15 protein-coding genes are annotated in these 17,151 nt (G+C 66.9%); 6 read left to right on the forward strand and 9 right to left on the reverse strand.

Going from position 1 to position 17,151, the window contains the following annotated elements; genetic code table 11:
* Positions 1 to 48 precede the first annotated feature (48 nt).
* Positions 49 to 987 carry an aldo/keto reductase gene (locus ATK74_RS03440; RefSeq protein ID WP_098459730.1) on the reverse strand — a complete coding sequence of 313 codons (939 nt, stop codon included), beginning with the start codon at positions 985 to 987 and terminating at the stop codon, positions 49 to 51.
* Positions 988 to 1,035: 48 nt separating this feature from the next.
* Positions 1,036 to 2,628 (reverse strand): xylulokinase, encoded by a 1,593-nt coding sequence (locus tag ATK74_RS03445; RefSeq protein WP_098459731.1) that lies wholly within the window; start codon positions 2,626 to 2,628, stop codon positions 1,036 to 1,038.
* 146 nt (positions 2,629 to 2,774) lie between these two features.
* On the opposite strand from ATK74_RS03445, the gene recO reads away from it, so the two are divergent.
* The 3 genes from recO (at position 2,775) to araA (ending at position 5,916) form a co-directional block, all read left to right on the forward strand.
* Positions 2,775 to 3,554 (forward strand): DNA repair protein RecO, encoded by a 780-nt coding sequence (recO, locus tag ATK74_RS03450; protein ID WP_098459732.1) that lies wholly within the window; start codon positions 2,775 to 2,777, stop codon positions 3,552 to 3,554.
* Between the two features lie 182 nt (positions 3,555 to 3,736).
* Positions 3,737 to 4,426: an L-ribulose-5-phosphate 4-epimerase gene (locus tag ATK74_RS03455; RefSeq protein WP_098459733.1), complete on the forward strand. Its 690-nt coding sequence runs from the start codon at positions 3,737 to 3,739 to the stop codon at positions 4,424 to 4,426.
* Positions 4,423 to 5,916, forward strand: coding sequence for an L-arabinose isomerase (gene araA, locus ATK74_RS03460; RefSeq protein WP_098459734.1), 1,494 nt, complete (start codon positions 4,423 to 4,425; stop codon positions 5,914 to 5,916). Before ATK74_RS03455 ends, araA begins: the two co-directional genes overlap by 4 nt.
* A gap of 144 nt (positions 5,917 to 6,060) precedes the next feature.
* On the opposite strand, the gene mmsB is transcribed toward araA, so the two are convergent.
* The 7 genes from mmsB to ATK74_RS03495 form a co-directional block, all read right to left on the reverse strand.
* Positions 6,061 to 7,263, reverse strand: a complete 1,203-nt coding sequence (gene mmsB, locus ATK74_RS03465; RefSeq protein WP_098459735.1) for a multiple monosaccharide ABC transporter permease — start codon at positions 7,261 to 7,263, stop codon at positions 6,061 to 6,063.
* Positions 7,263 to 8,888: a multiple monosaccharide ABC transporter ATP-binding protein gene (gene mmsA / locus ATK74_RS03470; RefSeq protein WP_098459736.1), complete on the reverse strand. Its 1,626-nt coding sequence runs from the start codon at positions 8,886 to 8,888 to the stop codon at positions 7,263 to 7,265. The genes mmsB and mmsA overlap by 1 nt, the downstream gene beginning before the upstream one ends.
* A gap of 77 nt (positions 8,889 to 8,965) precedes the next feature.
* Complete coding sequence (gene chvE, locus ATK74_RS03475) at positions 8,966 to 10,135, reverse strand: multiple monosaccharide ABC transporter substrate-binding protein (RefSeq protein WP_098459737.1); 1,170 nt, start codon at positions 10,133 to 10,135, stop codon at positions 8,966 to 8,968.
* A gap of 910 nt (positions 10,136 to 11,045) precedes the next feature.
* A complete protein-coding gene (locus ATK74_RS03480; RefSeq protein WP_098459738.1) occupies positions 11,046 to 11,453 on the reverse strand; it encodes a Fur family transcriptional regulator in 408 nt (135 codons plus the stop codon).
* Positions 11,440 to 12,429 (reverse strand): metal ABC transporter permease, encoded by a 990-nt coding sequence (locus tag ATK74_RS03485; protein ID WP_098459739.1) that lies wholly within the window; start codon positions 12,427 to 12,429, stop codon positions 11,440 to 11,442. Before ATK74_RS03485 ends, ATK74_RS03480 begins: the two co-directional genes overlap by 14 nt.
* The gene (locus tag ATK74_RS03490) at positions 12,429 to 13,193 is read right to left on the reverse strand and encodes a metal ABC transporter ATP-binding protein (RefSeq protein ID WP_211283268.1); all 765 of its coding nucleotides are present in this window, start codon (positions 13,191 to 13,193) and stop codon (positions 12,429 to 12,431) included. Before ATK74_RS03490 ends, ATK74_RS03485 begins: the two co-directional genes overlap by 1 nt.
* Positions 13,184 to 14,140 carry a metal ABC transporter substrate-binding protein gene (locus ATK74_RS03495; protein WP_098459740.1) on the reverse strand — a complete coding sequence of 319 codons (957 nt, stop codon included), beginning with the start codon at positions 14,138 to 14,140 and terminating at the stop codon, positions 13,184 to 13,186. The genes ATK74_RS03490 and ATK74_RS03495 overlap by 10 nt, the downstream gene beginning before the upstream one ends.
* Positions 14,141 to 14,204: 64 nt before the next feature.
* On the opposite strand from ATK74_RS03495, the gene ATK74_RS03500 reads away from it, so the two are divergent.
* The 3 genes from ATK74_RS03500 to dusB all read left to right on the forward strand — a co-directional run bounded on the left by ATK74_RS03500 (position 14,205) and on the right by dusB (position 17,151).
* Positions 14,205 to 14,516 (forward strand): antibiotic biosynthesis monooxygenase family protein, encoded by a 312-nt coding sequence (locus ATK74_RS03500; RefSeq protein ID WP_098459741.1) that lies wholly within the window; start codon positions 14,205 to 14,207, stop codon positions 14,514 to 14,516.
* A 46-nt stretch (positions 14,517 to 14,562) separates the two neighbouring features.
* Positions 14,563 to 15,942: a glycine--tRNA ligase gene (locus tag ATK74_RS03505; protein WP_098459742.1), complete on the forward strand. Its 1,380-nt coding sequence runs from the start codon at positions 14,563 to 14,565 to the stop codon at positions 15,940 to 15,942.
* Between the two features lie 63 nt (positions 15,943 to 16,005).
* The gene (gene dusB, locus ATK74_RS03510) at positions 16,006 to 17,151 is read left to right on the forward strand and encodes a tRNA dihydrouridine synthase DusB (protein WP_098459743.1); all 1,146 of its coding nucleotides are present in this window, start codon (positions 16,006 to 16,008) and stop codon (positions 17,149 to 17,151) included.

The following is a 17,151-nucleotide window of genomic DNA, read 5'->3' on the forward strand; positions in this document are numbered from 1 at the left end:
AACCACTGAGCGGCTCGTCGACTTTGGTCGGCGGGCCGCTCGGCCGTCTCAGGCGAACGCGGCCGACACCTTGGTGAGTCGGTTCACCTGGGCTCGGCTCAGCTTGAGTTCGATGGCGGCCAGAAGCGGAGCCACCTGTTCCACGGAACTGGCGCTGGCGATCGGGGCGATCACGGACGGCTGCTGACGCAGCCAGGCCAGGGCCACCGTGGCCGGCTCGACGCCGAGTTCCTCGCCGAGCTCATTGAGGACGTCCACCACGGCGAAGCCGGCCTCAGAGGCGTAGTGCTTGACCCGGGCCGCTCGCGGACCGCGCGGCGGCTCGTCGCGGTTGTACTTGCCGGTGAGGAAGCCCGCAGCCAGGCTGAAGTAGGGGACGACGGCCAGGTGCCGATCGGTGGCCAGCTCCGCCATACCGGAGGACTCGACCTCGGCGCGATGCACCAGGTTGTACTCCGGCTGCAGCGCGACCGGTGCGGCCAGGCCTTCGGTCTCGGCAACGGTGAGCACTTCACTGATCCGCTCGGTGCTGAAGTTGGACAGCCCGTAGTGGCGGATGGCGCCGTCGCGAATCATCTGGTCGAAGGCGCCCACCCATTCGGCAACCGGGACGTGCAGGTCGTCCTCGTGGGCGTAGTAGAGGTCGATGGTGTCCAGACCCAGGCGCCGTCGCGACCCGTCCAGGCAGATCTTCAGGTTCGCCGGGCGCAGTCCACGGTGAATCGGGTGCTTGGCGACCTTGGTCGCGATCACCGGACGCTTGGCGCTGCCGCGTCGCTGCAACCAGCCGCCGATGACCCGCTCGGACTCTCCCCCGGTGTGGCCGGGAACCCAGGCCGAGTACACGTCCGCCGTGTCGACGAAGTTGCCGCCTCCGTCCACGAAAGCGTCCAGGATCCGCTCGGCGGAATCCCGGTCAGCGGTCCAGCCGAAGACGTTGCCACCCAGGCAGAGTGGGGCAACCTTCAGTGTCGCGATGGTCCTCATTGCGCAAGCGTAGTGCGGGGCGCTCGCTTAGGGGAGGAAGTGCGCCGACTAGCTGTGCGCCACCGCGGCGGCCTCGATCGGCAGCCCAGCCACGAAGCGGCTCCGGAAGGCCGCGAAGCCGTCCACATCGGCCGGATCGGGCTGGACGGTCTCCAGCGGCGCATCGGCGAAGACCCGTCCGCTGAGGTAGTCGTCCAGGCTGATGGTGCCGTCGTTATCGCGGGTGTACGCGGCCAGGACCGCGATGCCCCAGGCGCCGCCCTCGCCGGCGATCTCGCCGACCGACACCGAGGTGTTCAGGGCTGCCGCCAAGATCTGCTGGCCGACTCCCTTGGTCTTGAACAGGCCGCCGTGGGCGAACATGGTGTCGATCTCGACGCCCTCGCCGCGGAGCACCTCCATGCCGATGCTCAGGCTGCCGAGCGCGGCGAACAGCTGGGTGCGCATGAAGTTGGCTAGGGTGAACCTGCTGTCCGGGGTGCGGGTGAACAGCGGACGTCCCTCGGCGAAGCCGGTGATGTGCTCGCCGGAGAGGTAGTTGTAGGCCAGCAGTCCGCCGCCGTCGGCGTCGCCGGAGAGGGCGGCGCGGAACAGGGTCTCGAAGATCTGCCCGCTATCGGCCGAGGAGCCCAGTGCCTTGGCGAACTCGGCGAACAGGCCGACCCAGGAGTTGAGCTCGCTGGCCCCGTTGTTGCAGTGCACCATGGCTACCAGGTCACCGGCCGGGGTGGTGACCAGGTCGAGCTCGGAGTGCTGCTCGCGCAGCTGGCTCTCCAGCACCACCATGGCGAAGATGGACGTTCCGGCGCTGACATTGCCGGTGCGCTTGGCCACCGAGTTGGTGGCCACCATGCCGGTGCCGGCGTCGCCCTCGGGCGGTGCGGCCACCGCTCCGGGCTGCAGCTTCCCGGACGGGTCGAGCAGGCGGGCGCCGGCCTCAGTGAGGCGTCCGGCGACCGCACCGGCCGGAAGCACGTCCGGCAGCAAGTCGGCCAGGCTCCAGTCGACCCGGCCCGCGACCAGCGCGTCGAACTTGGCGATCATCTCGGTGTCGAAGCCGCCGGTGGTGATGTCGATCGGCAGCATGCCGGACGCGTCGCCGACCCCCAGCACTCGCTCGCCGGTCAGTGCGGTGTGGACGTAGCCGGCCAGCGTGGTGAAGTGGGCGACCTTCCCGACGTGCGCCTCGCCGTTGAGGATGGCCTGGTAGAGGTGGGCGATGCTCCAGCGCTGCGGGATGTTGTAGCCGAACAGCGCGGTCAACTCGGCGCTGGCCGCCTCGGTGATCGTGTTGCGCCAGGTGCGGAACGGAACCAGCAGGTTGCCGTCGGCGTCAAAGGGCAGGTAGCCGTGCATCATGGCGGAAATGCCGATGCTGCCGATGGTGGTCAGCTCGACGCCGTGGCGCTGCGAGACGTCGGCGGCCAGGCTCGCGAAGCAGTCGGCCAGGCCAGCCCAGATGGCCTCGGTGGAGTAGGTCCAGATCCGATCGACGAACTGGTTCTCCCAGTCATGGGCCCCCACTGCCAGCGGCTGATTGTCCGGGCCGACCAGGACTGCTTTGATCCTTGTCGAACCGAACTCGATGCCCAAAGCGGTGTTCCCGCTGGCGATGGCTGAGGCAGCCGTTGCGTCGATCATCTTTGATCCTCCATTCGCCGGCCCGCGTCCTACGCCGAGCCACCCGCCAATCATGGCAGGGAAGCCAGTGTTGCTGCTAGCGGTAACACGCCTGATCGCGGTGCTGCCTGGCCGGATGCGTGGCGCCGCTGAGTGACAATGGTCGGGTGCCGACCTACCGGGATGAGGCGGTCGTCCTGCGGACCCACAAACTGGGCGAGGCCGACCGGATCATCACGCTGCTCTCCAAAGAGCACGGCAAGGTGCGGGCGGTCGCGCGCGGGGTCCGGCGCACCTCCTCCAAGTTCGGCGGACGGCTGGAACCGTTCAGCCACGTGGACCTTCAGTTCGCCACCGGACGCACCCTCGACGTGATCACCCAGGCGGTCACCCTGCACGCCTACGCCGCACCGCTGGGGGAGGACTATCACAGCTACACGGTCGGCCAGGTGATGATCGAGACCGCCGACCGGCTGGTTGTGGAGGAGGGCCAGCCCACCGTCCGGCAGTTCCGGCTGCTGGTCGGTGCGCTGCAGGCACTGACTGCCGGCACCTCGGACGGGCCGCGTCCCCCTGAGGTGATCATGGACTCCTACTTGCTGCGGGCAGCGGCCTTGGCCGGCTACGCCCCGAGCCTGGTCGACTGCGCGCGCTGCGGCGAGGCCGGCCCGCACAGCGGGTTCTCTCCGCAGTTGGGCGGGGTGGTCTGTGTGAACTGTCGCCCGCCGGGTTGCGCCCGTCCGGAGCCGGCGGTGTTGGCCTATCTGGTGGCCGCACTCAGTGGCGATTGGGTGGCAACCCGCGAGCTGAGCACCCGCACCCGCCGGCTGGGCAGCGGGCTGGTGGCGGCGTTCATGTCCTGGCATCTGGACCGGGGACTGCGCTCGCTGCAGCATCTGGACGACACCCGGCACTGGCCCGAAACCGTGGTCAGCGACCTGGTCTGAGCCGCACTGCGGGTGCATTCGGTTACCGGTGGACGCTAGGTGACAGGGCTCGGTGATAACGTTAACATCATGCTGGTGTGCGATGGCGCCACCTGTCGTGAAGGGAGTCGGAGAGCAGTGAAAACCCTGCCGCGAACCACCGTGATCAGCCGATCGGTTACAGCTGGGCAGGGGGTTGCTCGATGACCGGCGTTCCCGCTGAACTGCGTAGTCAGGTGGAGGCGCTCAAGGCCGAGGTGGCCGCGCTGCATGCGGAGTTGCCTCGCAACAACCTGGTCGTCTGGACCGCCGGAAATGTCTCGGCCCGGGTTGCCGGCGCCGACCTCTTGGTGATCAAGCCGTCCGGCGTCTCCTACGACGAGCTGACCGCGGATTCGATGGTGGTCTGCGACCTCGATGGGAACCTGGTCGAGGGCACCCGCAGCCCGTCCTCGGACACTGCGGCCCACGCCTACGTCTACAAGCACATGCCGCACGTGGGCGGTGTCGTCCACACCCACTCCGACTACGCCACGGCCTGGGCCGCTCGCCGGGAGCCGATCCCGTGCGTGCTGACCATGATCGCCGACGAGTTCGGCGGCGACATCCCGATCGGTCCGTTCGCCCTGATCGGGGATGACTCGATCGGTCGCGGGATCGTCGAGACGTTGACCAACAGCCGCTCCCGGGCGGTCCTGATGGCCAACCACGGCCCCTTCACCATCGGCAGCGATGCCCGGGACGCGGTCAAGGCTGCGGTCATGGTCGAGGACGTCGCCCGAACCGTCCACCTTTCTCGGCAACTGGGCCAGCCGGTGCCCATTGCGCCCTCCGACATCGACCGGCTGTTCGACCGCTATCAGAATGTCTATGGACAAGGGAGTTCCAAATGAGTAAGCAGATCTGGTTCCTGACCGGAAGCCAGGGCCTGTACGGCGATGACGTCCTGCTTCAGGTTCGCGATCAGTCCGCGCAAATCTCCAACGTGCTGGCAGCCTCGCCCGAGATCCCGGTCGAGGTCGTCGCCAAGCCGGTGCTCACCGACGCGACCGCGATTCGGCGGGTGATGTTGGACGCGAACTCCGATGACGACTGTGTCGGCGTGATCGCCTGGATGCACACCTTCTCCCCGGCGAAGATGTGGATCGGCGGCATGGACGCGCTGCGCAAGCCGTTCCTGCATCTGCACACTCAGGCCAACGTCGAGCTGCCCTGGGCCAGCATCGACATGGACTTCATGAACCTCAACCAGGCCGCGCACGGTGACCGGGAGTTCGCGTTCATCGCTACCCGGCTCGGGGTGCCGCGCAAGACCGTTGCCGGCCATGTCTCGGATCCCACGGTGGTGTCCCGGATCGGCGTCTGGTCGCGTGCCGCGCTGGCCAAGGCCGATCTGGCCGCGCTCAAGGTCGTCCGCTTCGGCGACAACATGCGCAACGTGGCGGTCACCGAGGGCGACAAGGTCGAGGCCGAGCGTCGCTTCGGAGTGTCGGTGAACACCTACGGGGTCAATGACCTGGCCGCGGTCGTCGACACCATCACCGAGGCCGAGGTCGATCCGCTGATCGCCGAGTACGCCGATCTGTACGACGTCGTCCCCGAGCTGCTGCCCGGTGGCGATCGTCACGACTCGCTGCGCTATGGCGCCAAGATCGAGCTCGCCCTGCGCCGCTTCGTGGTCGAGGGTGGCTACGGCGCCTTCACCAGCAACTTCGAGGATCTCGGTGCGCTGCGCCAGCTGCCCGGCCTGGGCGTCCAGCGGCTGATGGGCGAGGGGATCGGCTTCGCCGGCGAGGGTGACTGGAAGACCGCCGTGCTGGGCAGGACGCTGATGACCATGGCCGCCGGGTTGCCCGGCGGGACCTCGTTCATGGAGGACTACACCTACAACCTGACCCCCGGCCAGGAGCTCAGCCTCGGCGCCCACATGCTCGAGGTGTCGCCGCTGATCGCCGAGGGCAAGCCGCGGATCGAGATCCACCCGCTGGGGATCGGCGGACGTGAGGACCCGGTCCGGATGGTCTTCGATGCGGCTCCTGGTGAGGGTGTCGTCCTGGGCATGTGCGATCTGGGGGATCGGTTCCGGCTGGTCGCCAACGAGATCACGGTGGTCCATCCGCTCGCCGAGATGCCGAAGCTGCCGGTCGGCCGCGCCGTGTGGAAGGCCAAGCCCGACTTCAGCACCTCGACGGAATGCTGGCTGGCCGCCGGCGGCCCGCACCACACGGTGCTGTCCACGGCCATCACGGCCGAGCACCTGACCGACCTGGCCGAGATGCTGAGCACCGAGCTGACACTGATCGGGGCTGGCACCCAGACCGGTCAGTTCCTCAAGGAGCTGCGCTGGAACAACGCCTACTACCGGTTGGCCCTGGGCTTCTGACCTGAGCCGAGAGGGCCCGTCCGACGTTGCCGGACGGGCTCTTTTCGTGTTGCTTGGGGGAGCTGCGCACTGCCATGCCAGGGGAGAAACGCATCGCCCCGGCCGTTCCCGGCCGGGGCGATGCAGACTTCTCGGATGCTGCGATCAGGCAGCGACCTCGGAACGACGCCGGTTCCACAGGTCGAAGGCCACGGCGAGCAGCAGGACGATGCCCTTGGCGACCGACTGCAGCTGCATCTGCCAGCCGAGCAGCGACATGATGTTGCTGATCACGGCCATCAGCAGACCGCCGATCATCGCGCCGCCGACGCGTCCGATGCCACCGGTGGTCGATGCGCCACCGATGAAGCAGGCGGCGATGGCGTCCAGCTCGAGGCCGTTGCCGGCGCCGGGCTGAGCAGCATTCATTCGGGACGAGTAGACGATGCCGGCCACTGCCGAGAGCAGGCCCATGTTCACGAAGATCCAGAAGTTGATCCGGCGAACCCGGACGCCCGACAGCTGGGCGGCGTTGAGGTTGCCGCCGATCGCGTAGACGTGACGGCCGAACACCGAGCGCTGGCTGAGCACCGAGTAGACAACGAAGAGGACCAGCACCAGCACCAGCACGTTGGGCAGGCCACGGTGCGAGGCGAGCTCGAAGCCGAGCCACATCACCACGACCGCGATCAGAACCAGCTTGCCGATGAACAGCGGCAGCGACTCCACGCTCTGCTGGTAGGCGAGCCGGCCCTGGCGGGTCCGCCACTGCAGATAGGCGAAGACCAGGGCACCGATCCCGAAGACCAGCAGGGTGAAGACGTCGATTCCGTTGCCACCGAGCAGGCCGTTCTGGAACCCGTTGTTGATCTCGTAGTAGGTGCCGCCGAACGGGGACAGCGAGATCGAGTTGAGCACCTGGTAGGTCAGGCCGCGGAAGATGAGCATGCCGCCCAGGGTCACGATGAAGCCCGGGATGCCGACGAAGGCCACCCAGAACCCGTGCCAGACGCCGACCAGCAGGCCGACCAGAAGGGCGGCCAGCACACCCATGTACCAGGGCATGTGCATCTTGATCACCACGACTGCGGCGACCGCGCCGGTCAGCGCGACCACCGAGCCGACCGACAGGTCGATCTGGGCGGCAACGATGACCAGCAGCATGCCCATGGCCAGGATGAGGATGTAGGAGTACTGCTGGACGATGTTGCTGATGTTGCCCGGCGACAGGAAGTTCGGGCTCGCGATCGAGGCTGCCAGGAACACCACCGCGAATGCGATCGCGATGCCGCTCTGGCGTAGGTTCCGAGTCAGAAGCTCCCGGAGGCCAGCCGTGGCCGGCTTGGCGGGGGCGAGCGTTTCGGTCATCAGTTGAGTCCCTTCAGTTCCATATCCGAGGGCTGCTCGGCGCCGCTCCGCGCCGCCTCAGCCAACACGTTCTTGCCGTTCTTGGCCGGAAGCGCGGCTCCGCGCTCCACGGTCATGAGCTCCATCAGCGTGTGCTGGGTGGCCTCAGCCACCGGCAGCTCACCGGTCATCCGTCCGTAGGCGATGGTGTAGATGCGATCGCAGATGCCGAGCAGTTCGGGCAGCTCGGAGGAGATCACCACGACCGCCTTACCCTCGGCCACCATCCGGTTGATGATCGTGTAGATCTCGTACTTCGCGCCGACGTCGATGCCTCGGGTCGGCTCGTCGAGAATCAGCACGTCCGGATCGGTGTACAGCCACTTGCTCAGCACGACCTTCTGCTGGTTGCCGCCGGAGAGCTTTCCGGCCAGGGCCATCACCGTCGGGGTCTTGATGTTCAAGCTGGCCCGGTAGTCCTCGGCGACCTTGAGTTCCTCATTGCTGTTGACCCAACCGTTCTTGGCCAGCTTGAAGATGCCGGCTGCGGAGATGTTGTGTCGCACGTCGTCGAGAAGGTTCAGTCCGAACCGCTTGCGGTCCTCGGTGCAGTAGGCGATTCCCGCAGTGATCGCGGACGAGACGGTCCCGGTGTCGACGACCTTGCCGTGCATCTTCACCTGACCGGAGATGTCGCGACCGTAGGAGTGGCCGAACAGGCTCATGGCCAGCTCGGTGCGTCCGGCGCCCATCAGTCCGGCGATGCCGACCACCTCGCCGGCGCGCACATTGAAGCTCGCCTTGTCGATGATCAGCCGTCCCGGCTGAGTCGGGTGATAGACCGTCCAGTCCTCCACTTCGAGGACCGGGGCTCCGATGCTCGGGGTCCGCTCGGGATAGCGGTGCTCCAGATCACGGCCGACCATGCCGCGGATCATCCGCTCCTGGGTGGCCGTGGGGTCGGACATGTCCATGGTCTCGATCGTCCGGCCGTCGCGGATGATCGTGGTGTTGTCGGCGATCGCCGCGATCTCATTCAGCTTGTGCGAGATGACGATCGAGGTGATGCCTTCGGCCTTCAGCTGCCGAATCAGTTCGAGCAGATGCTCGGAGTCGGTGTCGTTCAGCGCCGCAGTCGGCTCATCGAGGATCAGCAGCTTCACGTCCTTGGACAGTGCCTTGGCGATCTCGATGAGTTGCTGCTTGCCCACACCGAGCTGGGAGACCGGCGTGGTGGGGTTCTCGTGGAGTCCGACTCGAGCCATCAGCTGAGCGGCCTCGTGGTTGGCCTTGTTCCAGTCGATCAGGCCACCGATTCCCTTGACCTCGTTGCCGAGGAAGAGGTTCTCGGCGACCGAGAGGTAGGGCACCAGCGCGAGTTCCTGGTGGATGATGACGATTCCCTTGGCTTCGGAATCGTTGATCGACGAGAAGCGCACTTCTTCGCCCTCGAAGTAGATCTCACCCTTGTAGCTGCCGTGCGGGTACACGCCGCTGAGCACCTTCATCAGAGTGGACTTGCCGGCGCCGTTCTCGCCGCAGATGGCGTGGATTTCACCCTTGTCCACCGTCAAAGTCACGTCCGAAAGGGCCTTGACTCCGGGGAACTCCTTGGTGATCGAACGCATCTGAAGAATCTGGTTCATTCGCTCTTCCTTGTGAAGACGGGCGTCCGGGGTGGACTCAGCAGATACTGAGCCCACCCCGGCCTCCGTGATGCGTCTTACTTAGCGACGCCGGACTTGACCTCTTCAGCGGTCCAGTAGCCGGAATCGACCAGCAGGGACTGAATGTTGTCGGCGTACACGGTGTCGACCTCGAGCAGGAAGGACGGGACGACCTTCTTGCCGTTGTTGTAATCCTTGGTGTTGTTGGCCTCAGGAGTCTTGCCACTCAGGAAGTCCTGCGAAGCCTTGACGGCCTCGGCCGCGAGCTTGCGGGTGTCCTTGAAGATGGTGGACTGCTGAACGCCATCGGCAATCAGCTTGACCGACGCGATCTCGGCGTCCTGGCCGGTAACAACCGGCAGGCCATCCTTGATCGACGGGCCCATGCCAACACCCTGGAGAGCGGTGATGATGCCGCGGGAGATGCCGTCGTACGGCGACAGAACGCCCTTCAGGCCAGTGCCCTTGCCACCGTAGGTGGAGGTGAGCAGGTCTTCCATGCGCTTCTGAGCGGTCTCCTGCAGCCACCGCAGGGTTGCGGCCTGCTCGATGGTGGTCTGCTTGGACTTCACAACCAGGGTGCCGTCAGCGATGAAGGGCTTCAGGGTGTCCTGTGCGCCATTCCAGAAGAAGTGCGCGTTGTTGTCGTCCAGCGAGCCGGCGAACATCTCGATGTCCTGGCCCTTGGCGGCCTTGCCGGTGGCCTTGCCGTCCTTGTCGGTCACGCCGAGGCCGAACAGCAGAGCGTTCGCCTGTGCCACGCCAACCTTGTAGTTGTCGAAGCTGACGTAGAAGTCGACGTTCTGGCTGTCGCGGATCAGGCGGTCATAGGAGATGACCTTGATGCCCTTGGAAGCAGCGGTCTCCAGCTGCGAGGTCAGGGCGGTGCCGTCGATCGCGGCAATGATCAGCAGCTTGGCGCCACCGGTGATCATGGCGTCGATCTGCTGGGTCTGAGTTGGGATGTCGTCGTTGGCGTACTGCAGGTCGACCTTGTAGCCGGCCTTCTCGAGGCCTTCCTTGACGGCCTTGCCGTCAGCGATCCAGCGCTCGGAAGTCTGAGTCGGCATGGCCACGCCCACCAGGGTGTCCCCAGCGGGTGCGGCTGCAGAAGAGGCGGGTGCACTACCGGCAGGGGTTGCCCCGCCGCCGGCACCGGTGCCGCCACAGGCGGCCAGGGTAAGTGCGGTAACGATGCTGATGATCGCTAGTCCAAAGCGTCGCATTTCGAGATGCGCTCCTTCTCATCCTTGAGTCACGACCTAGTAATAGGCCGGCCCGGCAACCTTTGCCGGGAGGCTTGCACACGGCAATGCTTGCACCCGTCCGGCGCGACCGTCAACGCGATGGAGAGCCCAAGAAGGTCACAGAGTTGCAACGATGTGACCGCAAACACTGGCAGCGGTGTTAGTGCTAACAGCCAAGCTGGTGGTGGCCGTCGCAACAGACTCGGAGGGTCGAACCGGTTCGTCGGTGGCAGGTGCGGCCGATACCGGCCTTGGCTGGGGCATTGGATTGTGCGAAGCCGCTCGCCCGCATAGCCGCTGCGTCGCCCGCAGCTAATCGCTTGTGCGGTACGAAGACCGGCACTGCGTCGATTCAGCCCCCACCCGACGGCATTCGATGCTGTGAGCGCTGGCTGGGCGCGATCCTCATCGGCCCGGAATGCGGTTCTCAAGGCGCATCCACGAGAAATGTCGGGAGTCGGCGGATCGGCGCGCGGAATCTGGATCCGCTTCGGCGGGTGCCGGCTCGGCGGGCCGGGTGGCCCCGTTCTCCGCCGTCAACGCGGGGGTGGGGGCGACTGCTGCCAGGGGGACGGTTCGAGATTCTGGCAGCGGCGAGTTTCGGCGTCGCTCCTGGGGGTGTCATGGGAGTCGCGCGCCCATTCCGGAAAGAGTTGTCGCAGAAGTGTCAATGAATGAACCAAGACGGCGCCGTTGGAAAAATGCAGTCCGGCATTCGCGCAGCGGCTCACCACAATGGAAAACTGGGTAAGCGAAATGGGTATTCTGCATTCCGAGGTGCGGTGATAGAAAGGCCACCGCGATGATGGGCTACGGGGCGGCGTCCGGGGTGCTCGGACGCGGCCGAGGCTGGGCTCGTCGGTCCGGCGTCTGCGGCCCGGGCGGCTGCTCAGTCGGCGAGGATGGCGCAGGCCGCGCAGCGGCCGAAGAGCTCCAGCTCGTGCTGAATCTCGGTGAACTGATGGACGCGGGCTACCTGGCGGGTCCACTCTTCGAAGTCCGGCGGCGTGATCTCGACGGTCTTGCCGCAGTAGCGGCAGGTCAGGTGGTGGTGATGGCCGGTGGAGCAGGCGCGATAGGCCGACTGGCCGTCGTGGGTCCGGATGCAGTCCACCTGGCCGGACTCGGCCATCTGCTGCAAGGTGCGGTAGACGGTGGCCAACCCGACCGCCTGGTCGCGCTCGCGGAGCATGGCGTGGACTTCCTGGGCGGTACGGAACTCGTCCAGGGTGGCCATGATGGTGCCGACGGCGGCTCGTTGACGGGTCCGCCGGGGCGGGGTGTTAGTGCTCGTCATAGTGGTCTCCATGGGGGGCGTGCCGGTGGCCGTCGTGGACATAGTCGGTGTGATCGCCATGGGTCAGCGCCAGGTGTCCACAGCCCGGCCCGTGCTCATGGCTCTGGTGCGGCTGGGTGGCCTCGTGAGGCAGTGGCTCGGGATCGACGGTCTCGATCACCGGTGCCGCCCGGCGCGACCGCAGCCAGTTGCCCAACGGGACGCTGATGATGAAGCCGATGATCGTGAGAACGACGATCAGCGAGCCGGGGGCTGCGTTCAGGTAGTAGGACCCGATCACTCCGCCGACCGCCGCGACCACCCCCAGGCCGAGAGCCAGCGCGAACGATCGTCGGAAGCCGACCAGCAAGTTGTTGGCGGTGGCGACCGGAACCACCATCAGCGCCGACACCATCAACAGCCCCACGGTGCGCATCGAGACTGTCACGGTGATGGCGGCCAGGATCACGATCAGCAGGTTGTACGCCCGCACCCGCAGTCCCAGCACCTTGGCGAAGGCCTCATCGGTGCAGACCGCGAACAGTTGCGGCATCAGCCCGATCGCGGCCGCCAGGACCAGGATGGCCAGGCCGAGGATCAGCCACAGGTCGCCCGGGCTGACGGTGAGCAGTGATCCGAACAGGTAGTTGCCGAGGTTTCCGGTGCCCTGGCCGACCAGCCCGGCCAGCAGGACGCCGGTGGCCAGGCCGCCGTAGAACAGGATGGCCATGGCCACGTCGGCGCTGGCCTTGCCGGACTCACGCAGCAACTCGATCACGACCGCGCCGAGGATGGCCACGATCACCGCCATCGGTAGCGGCGCCGTCCCGGTGGCCAGGGCCAGGCCGACCCCGGCGATGGCAACGTGGCCCAGGCCGTCGCCGAGGAGGCTCAGCCGTCGTTGCACGATGTAGCTGCCGATGGCCGGCGAGGTGATGCCGGCCAGGACGGCGGCGATCAGGGCCCGCTGGATGAAGACGAGGCTCAGGATGTCCATCAGGCGACTCCCTCGCCGATGCCGGTCATCAGCCGCGGACGGGTGAGGCCGGGCGAATCGTGGTGGGGGGCGGGGTGTTCGGGCGGAGCGCCGGTGTGGATGACTCGTCCCTCGCGCAGCACGATCGAGTTGGTCAGCAGGGGAGCCAGGGCGCCGGTCTCGTGGAGGACCACCAAGACGGTGGTGCCGGCGGCGTTGAGTCGTCCGATCAGTTCGGCCAGTTCGTCCTGCACCCGCAGATCGACGCCGGCGAACGGCTCGTCCATCACCAGCAGCTCCGCCTCGGTGGCCAGCGCGCGAGCGATCAGAACCCGCTGCTGCTGGCCGCCGGAGAGCTCGATGAATGGTGTGTTGGCCCGCTCCAGCAGGCCGACCTCGGTGAGTGCAGCCTCGATCTGCGCGTGATCGCGCGGACTGAGCGGACGGAACGCGCGCCGGTGGGCAAGCCGCCCCGAGGAGACCACCTCGCGCACGGTGGCCTGCTTGATCACCACTGCGCCGCGCTGAGGGACGTAGCCGACCCGGTGCCAATCGCGGAAGCTCTCCAGCGGGGTTCCGAACAGAGTGATGGTGCCGCGCTGATGGGGAATCAGCCCGAGCAGGGCTCGGACCAGGGTGGTCTTGCCCGAGCCGTTACCGCCCATCAGGGCGGTCAGCTCTCCCGAGCCGACCGCCACTGATACCTCGCGCAGGATGGGCAAGCCACCCAACTCGACCAGCAGTGACTCGGTGCTGATCACCGAGCCCGGCTGGTCTAGCTGCATCCGTTCGCCTCCTGTAGCGCCTTCAGGTTGGACTGCATCACTTCAAGGTAGTTAGTGCCGGCCGAGTTGGCGGTGATGCCCTCGATCGGATCCAGTACCGCCGACTTCAGCCCCAGGTCCCCGGCGATCGACTTGGCGACCGCGGGCGAGACAAGGGTCTCGAAGAAGATCGTAGTCACCCCGGACTGCTTGGCCAGCTTCTGTACCTCGGCGATCCGGGCCGCCGTGGGCTCCTCGGTGGCGTCGATACCGGCGATCGGGATCTGGGTCAGGCCGTAGTCGCGGGCCAGGTAGGCGAAGGCTGCGTGGCTGGTGACGAAGTCCTTGCGCTGGCAGGTGGCCAGGCCGCTGGTGTAGGCCTCACTGAGGTTCTTCAGGTCGGCGACCAGCTTGTCGGTGTTGGCGTTCAGGGTTGTCGCCAGTTCGGGATGGGCCTGGCTGAGTGCGGTGTCGACGGTCTTGGCCATCGTGATCATGTTGGCCGGAGACAGCCAGATGTGCGGGTCATGGGCGCCGGGCTTAGGAGCCTCGCCCTCTTCAGCGGCGGCCGGGTCAAGCAGCGCCAGGCCGGTGGAGGCGTCGATGGCCAGCTTCGGCGGGGAGGCCTTGAGGGCGTCGTCCACGGCTGCCTGGAAGCCGGCGATGTAGATCAGCGCATCGGAGGAACCCAGGTCGGCCATCTGCTTGGCGGTGAGTTCGAGATCGTGCGGCTCGGCGCCCGGTGCGGTCAGGTTGGTCACGGTGGCGGAGTCGCCAGCGATCCGCTGCGCCAGGAACTCCAGCGGGTAGGCGGCAACGGTGAGCTTCAGCGTGGTGGTGGTGGGGGCAGCCGCGCTGCCCGAGGAAGCGGCGGACGTGGTGGCGGCCGGTGCGCCGGTGGTGCACCCGGCGAGGAGAACCACGGCGCTGGCCAGCCCGGCGATCCGGGCACCCTGAGTGATCTTCATGAAAATGATTATCAGTTATCGTGCGGGCTCGGGTCAAACCGGGCCCGCAAGCTAGGCTCGACCCGTGCTGGTGGTGAGCAGATTCCGGGTGCCGAGCGAGGTCGGCGGCTTCGTGGATGCAGCGACGGCTGCGGCCGAGAGGTTCCGCTCGTCGGCGGGCTGCCAGTCGGCCGAGGTGGTGCAGAACCTGGACGAGCCCGAGCTGTGGGCGCTGGTCAGCAGCTGGGCCGATGTCGGCTCCTACCGCAGGGCATTCAACGGCACCGAGGCGAAGCTGGTGCTGATTCCGCTGCTCTCGTTGGCCATCGACGAGCCCAGCGCCTACGACGAGCCCAATCAGGTCGGCCTGAACCGCCCGCGTGGGACGCTAGGCTAGACCGGCTGCCAGCCGGGCAGCATGTCGCGACGACGAGGAGTGCCCAGTGGCCAGCCGCTTGGAGAATGTGATCAGCCTGACCAAGCGCAGGGGCTTTGTTTACCCCTGCGGTGAGATCTACGGCGGAACCCGGGCGGCCTGGGACTACGGTCCCTACGGCGTCGAGCTCAAGGAGAACATCAAGCGCCAGTGGTGGCGCGCGGTCGTCCAGGGCCGTGACGACGTGGTCGGCCTCGACTCGTCCATCATCTTGCCCAAGCAGGTCTGGGTTGCCTCCGGCCACGTCGGCGTCTTCTCCGACCCGCTGACCGAGTGCCTGTCCTGCCACAAGCGGTTCCGCTCCGACCAGCTGGAAGAGGCCTTCGAGTTCAAGAAGGGCCGCAAGCCCGAGAGCCTGGCCGAGATCAACTGCCCCGAATGCGGCAACCTGGGCCAGTTCACCGAGCCCCGCGACTTCAACATGATGCTGAAGACCTACCTCGGCGTGATCGAGGACGAGTCCGGGCTGCACTACCTGCGTCCGGAGACCGCCCAGGGCATCTTCGTGAACTACAAGAACGTCGAGAACACCTCCCGGCAGAAGATCCCGTTCGGCATCGGCCAGGTCGGCAAGAGCTTCCGCAACGAGATCACCCCCGGCAACTTCATCTTCCGGACCCGCGAGTTCGAGCAGATGGAGATGGAGTTCTTCGTCAAGCCCGGCACCGACGAGGAGTGGCACCAGCACTGGATCGACGCGCGCACCGATTGGTACACCGATCTGGGGCTCAGCCGGGACAACCTGCGGCTCTATGAGCACCCCAAGGAGAAGCTGTCCCACTACTCCAAGCGGACCGTCGACATCGAGTACAACTTCGGCTTCACCGGTGGTGACGGCTGGGGCGAGCTGGAGGGCATCGCCAACCGCACCGACTTCGACCTGGGCACCCACTCCAAGCACTCCGGGGTGGACCTGACCTACTTCGAGCAGGCCAGCGGCGAGCGCTACCTGCCCTATGTGATCGAGCCGGCCGCCGGCCTGACCCGGTCGCTGATGGCCTTCCTGGTCGAGTCCTACACCGAGGACGAGGCTCCCAACACCAAGGGCGGCGTGGACGTCCGGACGGTGCTGAAGCTGGATCCGCGGCTGTCCCCGGTGAAGGTGGCCGTGCTGCCGCTGTCCCGTAACGCCGATCTCTCGCCGAAGGCCCGCGACCTGTCCGCGGAGCTGCGCAAGTACTGGAACATCGAGTTCGACGATGCCCAGGCGATCGGTCGCCGTTACCGCCGCCAGGACGAGATTGGTACCCCGTACTGCGTGACCATCGACTTCGACACTCTTGAGGATCAGGCAGTCACCGTCCGCGAGCGCGACACGATGAGCCAGGAGCGGGTGGCGCTGGATCAGCTGCGTGGCTACCTGGCCGCTCGGCTGCCGGGCTGCTGAATCGCGGCCGCGGGGCGCCTGGACGCCCGCAGGTAGGCTGACCGGGTTCAGCTGGGAGGTGGAATGACCGAGCCGCTGGTTCTGCGCGCGCCCTCGGGCGGCACTCTGGAGGTGCCGCTGCCGGTGGTGCTCGCTCCCATGGCCGGGATCACCAATGCGGCCTATCGGCAGCTGTGCCGCGAGCAGGGCGCCGGCCTCTATGTGGCCGAGATGATCACCTCGCGGGGCGTGGTGGAGCGGATCCCCAAGACCTTCGACATGCTCCGGTTCGGGGCGGACGAGACTGTCCGCTCGGTGCAGCTGTATGGCGTCGAGCCGAAGGTGATCGCCGGTGCCACCGAGATTCTGTGCGCGGAGTTCGGGGTCAACCACGTCGATTTGAACTTCGGCTGCCCGGTCCCCAAGGTGACCCGGCGTGGTGGGGGAGGCGTGCTGCCCTGGAAGCGGGACCGGCTGGCCGCCATCCTGAAGGCCACGGTGGCCGCCGCCGATCGCTACGGCGTCCCGGTCACCATGAAGACCCGGATGGGGATCGACGCCGATCATCTGACCTACCTGGACGCCGGCAAGATCGCCGAGGACGCGGGCTGTGCGGCCATTGCCTTGCACGGGCGCACCGTCCAGCAGGCCTACTCCGGCCATGCCGACTGGGACGCCATCACGGCCCTGGTCGAGGCGGTCCGCATTCCGGTGCTCGGCAACGGCGACATCTGGGAGGCCAGTGATGCGCTGGCCATGGTCGAACAGACCGGCTGTGCAGGAGTGGTGGTCGGTCGCGGCTGCCTGGGCCGTCCCTGGCTGTTCCGGGACCTGGCCGACGCCTTCACCGGCTCCGACCAGCGCACCCTGCCGACCCTCGGCGAGGTGGCCGCCATGGTCCGTCGCCACGCCGAACTGCTGGCCGGACTGTACGGCGAGAAGCACGGGCTGACCGACCTGCGCAAGCACATGGCCTGGTACTTCAAGGGCTTCGGAGTCGGCGGCGAGCTGCGCCGCGGGCTGGCCATGGTGTCCTCCTTCGCCGAACTGGACGCTCTGCTGGCCCAGTTGGAGGCCGATCAGCCATTCCCGGCCGTCGATCTGGGCGCCCCCCGTGGGCGCCAAGGAACCCCGAGGGAGCACGTGGTCCTGCCCTACGGCTGGCTGGACTCCCAGGTGTTGGGTGACGCCGACCTCAGCGCGGCCGAGTCGGACGCGTCCGGCGGCTGA

The sequence above is a fragment of the Propionicimonas paludicola genome (genome assembly GCF_002563675.1).
Lineage (GTDB): Bacteria > Actinomycetota > Actinomycetes > Propionibacteriales > Propionibacteriaceae > Propionicimonas > Propionicimonas paludicola.

Bases quoted from the DNA above. Each gene is read 5' to 3' on its own strand.
- ATK74_RS03440 (WP_098459730.1), bottom strand. From the start codon at position 987: ATGAGGACCATCGCGACACTGAAGGTTGCCCCACTCTGCCTGGGTGGC.
- ATK74_RS03445 (WP_098459731.1), bottom strand. From the start codon at position 2,628: ATGATCGACGCAACGGCTGCCTCAGCCATCGCCAGCGGGAACACCGCT.
- ATK74_RS03455 (WP_098459733.1), top strand. From the start codon at position 3,737: ATGACCGGCGTTCCCGCTGAACTGCGTAGTCAGGTGGAGGCGCTCAAG.
- araA (WP_098459734.1), top strand. From the start codon at position 4,423: ATGAGTAAGCAGATCTGGTTCCTGACCGGAAGCCAGGGCCTGTACGGC.
- mmsB (WP_098459735.1), bottom strand. From the start codon at position 7,263: ATGACCGAAACGCTCGCCCCCGCCAAGCCGGCCACGGCTGGCCTCCGG.
- mmsA (WP_098459736.1), bottom strand. From the start codon at position 8,888: ATGAACCAGATTCTTCAGATGCGTTCGATCACCAAGGAGTTCCCCGGA.
- chvE (WP_098459737.1), bottom strand. From the start codon at position 10,135: ATGCGACGCTTTGGACTAGCGATCATCAGCATCGTTACCGCACTTACC.
- ATK74_RS03480 (WP_098459738.1), bottom strand. From the start codon at position 11,453: ATGACGAGCACTAACACCCCGCCCCGGCGGACCCGTCAACGAGCCGCC.
- ATK74_RS03485 (WP_098459739.1), bottom strand. From the start codon at position 12,429: ATGGACATCCTGAGCCTCGTCTTCATCCAGCGGGCCCTGATCGCCGCC.
- ATK74_RS03490 (WP_211283268.1), bottom strand. From the start codon at position 13,193: ATGCAGCTAGACCAGCCGGGCTCGGTGATCAGCACCGAGTCACTGCTG.
- ATK74_RS03495 (WP_098459740.1), bottom strand. From the start codon at position 14,140: ATGAAGATCACTCAGGGTGCCCGGATCGCCGGGCTGGCCAGCGCCGTG.
- dusB (WP_098459743.1), top strand. From the start codon at position 16,006: ATGACCGAGCCGCTGGTTCTGCGCGCGCCCTCGGGCGGCACTCTGGAG.